The organism is Croceicoccus pelagius, assembly GCF_001661915.1.
Taxonomy (GTDB): Bacteria; Pseudomonadota; Alphaproteobacteria; order Sphingomonadales; family Sphingomonadaceae; genus Croceicoccus; species Croceicoccus pelagius.
In genome coordinates this window covers 366435-376029 of record NZ_LYWY01000032.1, presented here as the reverse complement: position 1 = coordinate 376029, position 9595 = coordinate 366435, and the positions used below count along the sequence as shown (strand labels likewise).

The following is a 9595-nucleotide window of genomic DNA, read 5'->3' as shown; positions in this document are numbered from 1 at the left end:
CCGCCGTCGCGGCGACGTGACCCTCGCGTTCTGCTGGGCGCATGTGCGACGCAAATTCTACGAACTGGCAGACAGCTCGCCGGTCGCATCAGATGTGCTGCGCTGCATCGCCGAACTCTATGCCATCGAAGACGAGGTGCGGGGATCGTCGGCGCGGCAACGCCAGACCGTCCGCAATGCACGGAGCAGGCCCATTGTGGACGATCTCCACCAGTATCTCGACACCCGTGCCCGGCAGGTCAGCACCAAGAGCAGGCTCGGTGAAGCGATCCGCTATGCGCTCACCCGGTGGGATGGCCTCCTCCGGTTCCTTGATGATGGCCGCATCGATCTCGACAACAACACCGTCGAGCGCTCCATCCGCCCGCTCGCCCTCAATCGCAAAAATGCGCTGTTCGCCGGTTCCGACGAAGGCGGCGACAACTGGGCGGTGATCGCCACGCTCATCGAAAACTGCAAACTGAACGGTATCGATCCGAACGCCTGGTTGACCGCCACTCTCTCGAGCCTCGCCAACGGTCACCCGGCCAACCGCGTCAGCGAACTCATGCCCTGGGCCGACGTGAGCTGAAAACAGCGCTTACAATTTACCGAAACAATTCAATGGTACAAATCTCTGCTAGGGGCTCATGAAGTTTACCACCAACCCGGCCTTTGTTTTTTGACCTTCGACGATGAACATCATCGAATTGCGATTGCGGAGGCCGAAGGCCTCGATGAATTCTCTGACACCATGGCAGGTATTGATCACGTCGCGTTTACTATGGATTCGATCTTTGACTTAGCTGAGTTTTATGACAACGCTAAATCGAAGGGCTTGCGACCGTTCTGGTGCATCAATCATGGTCCCACCACGTCATTGTATTACAAGGACCCGAACGGGTGCCGTATCGAGTTCCAGTGCGATCAGGTAAATTATCCCGGGGGGGCGGCTGCCTTCTTTTCTAGTCCGGAATTCGCTCGGAATCCTTTAGGTATCGAATTCGAGCCGGACGCACTATTTGAACGCGTCCGAAACGGTGAAGAACCTGACACTGTTTTGGCTAGGCCAGACACTCTTTAGGCCAAATCCATTATCGAGTGAGGTGCTTTGTGCAAAGTCAATCGACCTCGATAATTTGTGTGCGCATCCGGCGCCCTGTGGCTTCAAACGGCATTTGCTTTTCTAGGAGCTGCAGACCTCTGAGCCAAGATTGCGGTGACTTATCAGATGCCTATGAAGGCCCATGCGTTTCCGTTTGAGAAATATTTGAGAGCGCTGAGCGTAATAGCGCGTAGGCGCAGTTGTTAACCGGCATCAGCGATCGTCGAAGCGCCCTTCATCGCTCCGGGGGATGAACGGCGGCATTATCAAATTCGATATGACGGTCGTCTAGCCGGTTCATGCGCCCCAAAAGCAGATTCAGAAACGTCGACCAATTCTGAGTTGGTTTGTGCGACGCATCTCACCGCTTTCGTTGATCATTATACTGCAGAAAGCCGGCGAAAAATTGATCGGAGGATTTATATGGCAACGAAGAGCGACGATCGCGAAGATCTGATCGAAACCTTGAAGGCGCTCGACACGCGTCTGCGCTGGCTGTCTTCGTGGATGATCCACAACGCCAACAACCTTCGACCCAAGCGTGACGGTCTGAAGGTCGGTGGTCACCAGGCGAGCTGTTCCTCGATGACGGCGCTCATGTCAGCGCTCTATTTCCATGCGCTGCGACCCCAAGACAAGGTTGCGGTCAAACCGCATGCCGGGCCGGTTTTGCACGCGATCCACTATCTGCTTGACGAGCAGACCCGTGAGAAGATGGAAGCATTCCGCGGCCTTGGCGGGGTGCAGAGCTATCCCTCGCGCACGAAGGATACGATCCCAGTCGATTTCTCGACCGGGTCGGTCGGGCTTGGCGTTGCGATCACAGCATTCACCAGCTTGGTTCAGGACTACCTGATCGCGCACGGCCAGCTGAAAGAAGAGCAGGCGGGTCGCATGATCGCGCTGATGGGCGATGCGGAGCTGGACGAGGGCAACATCTATGAGTGCCTGATCGAAGGCTACAAGCACGACCTGCGCAATTGCTGGTGGATCGTTGACTACAACCGCCAGTCGCTGGACGCGACGACGGCCGAACGCATGTTCCGCCGCTTCGACGACATCTTCGAAACCTGTGGCTGGCGCGTCCTGACGTTGAAGTATGGCAAGAAGCAGCTTGCCGCTTTCAAGAAGCCGGGTGGCAAGGCACTGCAGGGCTGGATCGACAATTGCCCCAACGCCGATTTCGCGGCGCTGACCTATCAGGGCGGTGCGGCATGGCGTGTGCGGCTCATGGCCGACATCGGCGGCAAGTCAAACGTCAAGGCACTGCTTGACAGCTACGACGACAATCAACTGGCCGACCTGATGATCAACCTTGGAGGTCATTGCGTCGAAACTTTGGTCGAAGCGTTCGAAAGCGCGTCGAACGACGAGCTGCCGACCATGTTCATTGCCTATACCGTCAAGGGGCATGGCCTGCCGCTGGCGGGGCACAAGGACAACCATTCGGGGATGATGAACACGACGCAGATCCACGGTCTGCGCGACGACCTTGGCATTGCCGAGGGCGAGGAATGGGACAAGTGGGGAGGTCTTGGCGACAACGCCGCCTCGCGACTGCAGGCCTTTGTCGACGACAGTCCGATCGCGCACAAGCTGCGCGAAGGGGCTTCGGAAGCGATCCACGTTCCTCCCATTCCCGCGCCGACCGGCGACGAACAATCGACGCAGGCCGCATTCGGTCGCATCCTGCTCGACCTCGCCAAGTCGGGCGAGGAACTGGCCGACCGCATCGTCACGACCGCGCCCGACGTCACCCAGACGACCAACCTTGGCGCCTTCGTCAACCAGCGCGGGCTGTTCCGGCGGCAGGAACTGGCCGACGTGTTCTACAACGCCAAGATACCTTCTGCGCAGAAGTGGTCGCAGCACGCGGCGGGCCAGCATATCGAGCTGGGCATTGCCGAGAACAACTTTTTCCTGATGCTGGCCGCACTCGGTCTTGCCGGACCGCATTTCGGTACGCGCCTGATGCCGATCGGCACAGTCTACGACCCGTTCGTTTCGCGCGGGCTCGATGCGTTGAACTACGGTTGCTATCAGGATTCGCGCTTCCTGTTGGTGGGCACACCTTCGGGCCTGACGCTGGCGGGCGAGGGCGGTGCACACCAGTCGATCAACACGCCGCTGATCGGTATGGGCCAGCCCAACCTTGCCTACTTCGAACCGGCCTATGCCGACGAATTGGCGCTGATGATGGAACAGGCCTTCCGGCACATTCAGGACCCGGACGGGAGCTCGGTCTACCTGCGCCTGTCGACCCGCCAGATCCCGCAAGTCTCGCGCGAAGATGACGCATGGCACGGCGATGCGCTGAAGGGCGGCTATTGGCTGCGCAAGCCGGGTGCTGGCGCAGAGGCGGCCATCGTCTTCACCGGCGCGATTGCGCCCGAGGCGATGGCGGGGTGGGAGCAACTAGCCGAGGACATTCCGGGCCTTGGCCTGCTGAACGTCACTTCGCCCGATTTGCTGCATCGCGGCTGGTCGGCACGTCGTTCCGCGCGCTGGACCGGCGGCCCGGCTGAGCCGAGCCATGCCGAAACGCTGCTGTCGGCGCTGGCGCCGGGGGCTGGCCTAATCACCGTGCTTGATGGATCGCCGGGCGCTTTGTCGTGGCTGGGCGGTGTGCTGGGCAATCGGGTCAGCCCGCTGGGCACCGATCGCTTTGGCCAGACCGGCGACATCCCCGACCTGTACCGTACCTATCGCCTCGACGCAGAAGCCATCGTCGATGCCGCTGCCGAACTCTTTCTGGAGGCCTGACCGATGGCAATCGAACTGAAAATGCCGGCCCTTTCCCCCACGATGGAAAAAGGTACGCTGGCCAAGTGGCTGGTGTCAGAGGGGGACACCGTAAAGCCGGGCGACATGATCGCCGAGATCGAGACCGACAAGGCGACAATGGAGTTCGAGGCGGTTGACGAAGGCGTAATCGTCAAGCTGATCGTGCCCGAAGGAACCGAAGACGTCGCCGTCGGCACCGTGATCGCATCGATGGCGGCAGAGGGTGAAGCGGTCGAAGTGGCGGCTGCGGCCGAACCGGCGAAGGAACCTGTCGCGGCAGAGGTCTCGGCTCCGGCTCCTGCTGTTCCGGCGCCTGTCGCTGCACCTGCTCCGGCCCCGGCCCCGGCCGTCCAGCCCACGGTGCAGGATACCTCGGTCAACGCCACGCCGCTGGCCCGTCGCATCGCCGTGATCAGGGACATTGCGCTGAGTTCGATCACCGGTACCGGGCCGAACGGCAAGATCGTGAAAGCCGACCTTGGCATTCCAGCGATAACGCGTGCGCCGGATGCGGCACCCGTTGCCGCCGTCGCTCCGCAGGCGACTATCGCGCCGCCGCCCGAGGGCGTGCCAGTCGAGACGGTCAAGCTGTCGTCGATGCGCAAAACCATCGCGCGCAGGCTGAGCGAGTCGAAGTCGACGGTCCCGCACTTCTACCTGACGGCACGCTGCAATCTCGATCCCCTGCTGGCCCTGCGCAAGCAGTTGAACGAGACGCTGTCGGGTCAGGGGCTGAAGCTGTCGGTCAACGACATGCTGATCAAGGCGCTGGCTGTGGCGCTGGGGCAGGTGCCCGATGCCAATGTCCAGTACGGCGGCGATGTGCTGCATCATTTCGACCGCGTCGACGTGTCGATGGCGGTCGCCATCGATGGCGGGCTTATCACGCCAGTGATCCGTGACGCTGGCGCAAAGTCGCTCTCGGCCATTGCGAACGAGAGCAAGGCGCTGGCGGAAAAGGCCCGCGACGGTCGCCTGACGCCAGAGGATTACGCGGGTGGTACGGTCTCGCTTTCGAACCTCGGCATGTTCGGGATCGACGAGATGTTCCCGGTGATCAACCCGCCCCAAGCGCTGATCCTTGGCACGGCGGCAGGTGTTTCGCAGCCGTGGAACGTGGATGGGGAGATCAAGCTGGCCACCATCATGGCGGCAACGGCCAGTTTTGACCATCGCGCCATCGACGGTGCTGTCGCGGCGCAGTTCATGGCTGCGTTCAAGGCACTTGTCGAACAACCCTTTGGGCTTGCGGTGTGATCGATATCTAGGACAAATCTGAATGCTCAATGGAAGCCGGACAGTACGCGAGCATTAGGGTGAGGTTGTAGTGACCGCGGTCTCTCGCGTGGAACCGTAGGTAAGTCAGTGCTTGGCTCGTTCATTAAAGCGGTACGGTTAACAAAGTTCCTTGTCGTATCGCTGAAGGTTGTCCGCCGTCGGCGGTTGCAACCGCGAGATTACGAAAGTGCAGTGGCGCTTTCGTAATCACGCGGTCGCTCGGATTTTTCACGATCAGACATATCTAACCGATCAGAGCATAAATATATTGTGGTCTCAATTCTCGGGGACCTAAGCGCGGTGAGCTTGAGACCATTGTTTGATACCACGATCTGATGTCGAGCCAGGTGGGCGGCTGACAAAACCATGTTATCTTGCGCACGACCGGTCGAACTTTAAAAGAGACTACAAGCTCTTCATGGATAACGTCGGCGTCCTGTTTCTCGATGAATTGCCCGAGTTTCAGCGAGCCGTGCTTGATTCGCTGCGCCAGCCGCTGGAGACCCGCGAGGTCAGCGTGGCGCGGGCCAACGCGCACGTGACGTTCCCTGCAAACGTGCAGTTGATCGCGGCGATGAACCCGTGCCGCTGCGGACATCTTGGCGATCCGGCGCTGGCCTGTTCGCGCGCGCCCAAGTGTGCGGCCGATTACCAGTCGAAAGTATCCGGACCGCTGCTCGACCGCATCGACCTTCATGTCGAGGTCGATCCCGTATCGGCCCGCGATCTTGCCCTGCCGCCGCCGGTAGAGGGCAGCGCCGAAGTCGCCGCGCGCGTCGCGAGGGCGCGGGACGTCCAGACGGCACGGCTCGAAGGCAGTGATACGCGCACGAACGCCGACCTGGATGGCGACGCGCTGGACGCTTTCGCCCGGCCCGACGAGGATGGTCGCAAGCTGTTGATGCAGGCGGCAGATGCCATGCGGCTTTCGGCGCGCGGTTATGTCCGTATCCTGCGCGTATCGCGCACGATCGCCGACCTTGCCGGTGCGCGCGACATCGGGCGCATTCATATCGCAGAGGCTCTGAGCTACCGCCGACAGCCCCCGCGAGCCTGATCTGTCAGATTAGTGAGATCAGGCGCCGACTTGCGCCATGGGCGAGGCGATCGTCGCGCGGAAACCGTTGTGGTTGTACTCGATCTCGGACTCGCCGTCAGGGGCGATGCCGCGCTCGATAAGGCGTGCGCCAAGGCCCTTGCGATCGGGCGCGATCACCGGAGGTCCGCCGCTCTCCATCCACTCGATCACCAGCCATGGCGCGCCGTCGCGGTCCTCGAGATGGACTTTCATCCCGACCCGCCCTTCTGGCGCGGAGAGCGAGCCGTACTTCATCGCGTTGGTCCCCAGTTCGTGCAACAGCATCGAGAGCACCAGCGTGGAGCGCGAGGCCAGCTTCACGTCCGGGCCCTCGCGGGTAACGCGGTCGTCGATCGACAGGCGTGCCAGCACCCCTTCGGCCAGTTCCATGACCCCGGCAGCGGTTTGCGTGCGCCTTAAAAGGATGTCGTGCGCGGTTGCCAGCGCAGAGACACGGCGGTTGAATTCGTGCACCGGTTCGGGGTCGGGTATCTGCCGCATCGTGTGCCCGGCAATCGCCTGGACCAGCGCCAGCGTGTTCTTCAACCGATGCGAGATCTCGTTGTTGATCGCACGCTGCTCGGTCACGTCGGTCGTCACGCCGGTAAGGCCGATGACATTCCCGCCCTCATCAAGCAGGGGTTTCGCGCGTACCTCGATCCAGCGTTCGGCATCGTCGCTGGCGCGGCGGATCGCGAATTCCCCTTGTTCGAACCCTTCAGCCCGCATGGCGATATCGATGTCTCCGGTCCCCGGAACGAGCCGGTTCATGTCCGCGATCGAGTACGCCGGCGCTCCGTCCAGCCCGTGGATGCGCCAGAATTCGCGTGTGCCGGCGATGCGTTCTTCGGCGAAGTTCGTTTCGAAAGCGCCGACATGGCCCGCTTCCTCGGCCAGTTGCAGACGTTCGACCGTGCGGCGCTGGAAAGCGGCCTCGGTACGCTCATGCTCGATCGCGGCGTCTTTTTCCTTCAGCGCCTTGCGCAGTTCGAACTGGCTGATGACCTGGTTGGCCAGCGCCTGCAGCGAGCGCTGCTGATCGCAGGTCAGACCTTCGGGCCGGACTTCGGTATCGATTACGCAGAGCATGCCGATCACCGTCCCGCGCGGAGTGACCAGGGGTGCGCCCGCATAGAAGCGGATGCAGGGATCGCCCGTGACCAGCGGATTGTCTCGCGTGCGCGGATCGGCAGTAAGGTCGCGAATGATCAACAGGTTGCGCGAAGTGAGGCCATGGCGGCAGACCGAGGAGCCAAGCGGCGTTTCGCAGGCATCGAATCCCGACTTTGCCTTGAACCATTGGCGCTGGTCGTCGACCAGGCTGATCAGCGCGACCGGTGTCTTGCACGCGTTTCTGGCGAGGAAGACGACATCGTCGAAACTACGCTCGGCCTCGGTATCGAGAATCGCATAGGAATCGAGTTCGGCCAGGCGCCGTTCCGCATTGCCGCCGCCGTCAAAGGCGCTGCCCCTCAATTCCGCATGGTTATAAGCCATAGGCCGCTGTAGATAGCCGACGACACCGGAAGATCAAATGACAAGCGCGTCGTTCCTGCAAACGATTTGACTGGCAAGAAGGATTCGGGGAAACAAATTTTCCAATGATCAACCTTTTACCGCACCTTTTCGCCCTCGCTGCGCCGCTCGTCTTTTTGCAGGGCACGGCGCCCGATCCTGCGCTTTCGGCAGAGAACCGGGCGGCCGTCCGCTGTTCCGCCGTCTTCGCGATCGTTGCGGGAGAGCAGCAGCGCGGGGCGATGCAGGGCTACCCCCCGCTCGGCTGGCGCGGGCGCGAATACATGGTGTTGACCGGCGCGGCCCTGATCGATGCGGGGTGGAGCAAGGAGCAGGTCGCCGCCGCCATGCGCGACGCGGCGGCAAGCCTTCAGGCAGAAGCGATAAAGGGCGGCGATGCCGACGGCGTCCTGGCCAAGGTCATGCCGCCCTGCCTCTCACTGCTCGATGCCGAAGTCGAACCGCTGATCGAGCCCAACCTGCCGCAGTGCACCGCGATCCTGCGCCTGTCCTATGACGAGGTTCACGAGGCCGAGGGGCTGAGCGCGCGGGCCAAGGACTTGCTGACGCTGGCAACCGTGCTGGAATCGCGCACGCGCCGCGAGCTGGTGGAGCAGGGCCGCACGCAAGCCGAGGCCGACGCCATCCTGGCCGTCGAAGCGAAGAGCGTGGTGGAAACCGCGCAGGCTCGGGGCGGAGTGCAGCGTTACGACATCGGCACATGCTTCGAACTGGCGAAGCCGGAGGAAAAGACGCACTATTGATTCGCGCGCGGCGGCAAGCGACTGTCGCTAATCAAGGAAGCTGCGAGAGGCGGTCGGGGGATCGGCGGCCCGCGCAAGGGTAATACGGGGGTCGTATCACATGGATCTGTTTCTCATCGTCCTGCTGGCGGTGCTGGTCATCACGCTGATCAGCAGCGTGCGCGTCGTGCGGCAGGGTTACGTCTACACGATCGAGCGGATGGGCCGCTTCACCAAGGCCGCCAATCCGGGGATGCACGTCATCGTCCCGCTGATCGACCGCGTCGGGCACAAGATCAACATGATGGAACAGGTCCTCGACATTCCGGGGCAGGAGATCATCACCAAGGACAATGCGATGGTCGGCGTCGACGCCGTCGTGTTCTTCCAGGTGCTGGACGCGGGCAAGGCTGCTTATGAAGTGTCGGGCCTGCAGAACGCGATCCAGGCGCTGACCACCACGAACCTGCGCACCGTGATGGGTTCGATGGACCTCGACGAAACGCTGTCGAAGCGCGACGACATCAACGCGCGCCTGCTATCGGTCGTCGACCATGTGACGTCGCCGTGGGGCGTGAAAGTCACCCGCGTCGAAATCATGGACATTCGCCCGCCGCGCGACATTTCCGACGCCATGGCCCGCCAGATGAAGGCAGAGCGCGAAAAGCGGGCCCAGATCCTGGAGGCCGAGGGCAGCCGCGCATCGGAAATCCTGCGCGCCGAAGGGCAGAAACAGGCCCGCATCCTCGAGGCCGAGAGCCGCAAGGAATCGGCGTTCCGCGATGCAGAGGCCCGCGAACGAGAGGCACAGGCAGAGGCCGAGGCGACCCGCGTCGTGTCCGAAGCCATCGCTTCCTCGGGCACACAGGCGCTCAACTATTTCGTCGCGCAGAAATACGTCGAGGCGGTCGAGGGCTTTGCCACCTCGCCCAATGCCAAGACGATCCTGTTCCCGGTGGAGGCGACGCAGCTCATCGGCTCGCTCGGCGGGATAGGCGAACTGGTGCGCGATGCGGTGACCCCGCCCGCCGGCGCCGCGCAGCCCGGCGATGCCGGTGCGGGTGTGACCGCGCGCCGCCCCAGCGTTCCGCGCACTTACGGCGACTGAGGCGC

Annotated in this window: 7 protein-coding genes and 1 pseudogene; 7 read left to right on the top strand and 1 reads right to left on the bottom strand. The window is 62.3% G+C overall.

Annotated elements, in window-relative coordinates; translation table 11 throughout:
- From tnpC to A9D15_RS07380, 5 genes and pseudogenes are all read left to right on the top strand, one after another.
- A partial coding sequence (gene tnpC, locus A9D15_RS07400) for an IS66 family transposase (protein WP_156521688.1) occupies positions 1 to 571 on the top strand: 571 nt, incomplete at its 5' end.
- Between the two features lie 27 nt (positions 572 to 598).
- Positions 599 to 1063, top strand: a complete 465-nt coding sequence (locus A9D15_RS07395) for a VOC family protein (protein WP_082924318.1) — start codon at positions 599 to 601, stop codon at positions 1061 to 1063.
- Positions 1064 to 1507: 444 nt separating this feature from the next.
- Positions 1508 to 3847 (top strand): transketolase, encoded by a 2340-nt coding sequence (locus A9D15_RS07390; RefSeq protein WP_066763489.1) that lies wholly within the window; start codon positions 1508 to 1510, stop codon positions 3845 to 3847.
- Between the two features lie 3 nt (positions 3848 to 3850).
- Positions 3851 to 5125, top strand: coding sequence for a pyruvate dehydrogenase complex dihydrolipoamide acetyltransferase (locus tag A9D15_RS07385; RefSeq protein ID WP_066763488.1), 1275 nt, complete (start codon positions 3851 to 3853; stop codon positions 5123 to 5125).
- Between the two features lie 445 nt (positions 5126 to 5570).
- Positions 5571 to 6203, top strand: a pseudogene (locus tag A9D15_RS07380) (ATP-binding protein); the annotation flags it as partial.
- Positions 6204 to 6221: 18 nt separating this feature from the next.
- Here the strand turns inward: A9D15_RS07380 and A9D15_RS07375 are convergent.
- Positions 6222 to 7721, bottom strand: coding sequence for a sensor histidine kinase (locus A9D15_RS07375; RefSeq protein ID WP_066763487.1), 1500 nt, complete (start codon positions 7719 to 7721; stop codon positions 6222 to 6224).
- 104 nt (positions 7722 to 7825) lie between these two features.
- On the opposite strand from A9D15_RS07375, the gene A9D15_RS16850 reads away from it, so the two are divergent.
- Both A9D15_RS16850 and A9D15_RS07365 read left to right on the top strand, forming a co-directional pair.
- The gene (locus A9D15_RS16850; RefSeq protein ID WP_066763486.1) at positions 7826 to 8503 is read left to right on the top strand and encodes a hypothetical protein; all 678 of its coding nucleotides are present in this window, start codon (positions 7826 to 7828) and stop codon (positions 8501 to 8503) included.
- Positions 8504 to 8603: 100 nt separating this feature from the next.
- Positions 8604 to 9590 (top strand): SPFH domain-containing protein, encoded by a 987-nt coding sequence (locus A9D15_RS07365; protein ID WP_066763484.1) that lies wholly within the window; start codon positions 8604 to 8606, stop codon positions 9588 to 9590.
- Positions 9591 to 9595: the final 5 nt, after the last annotated feature.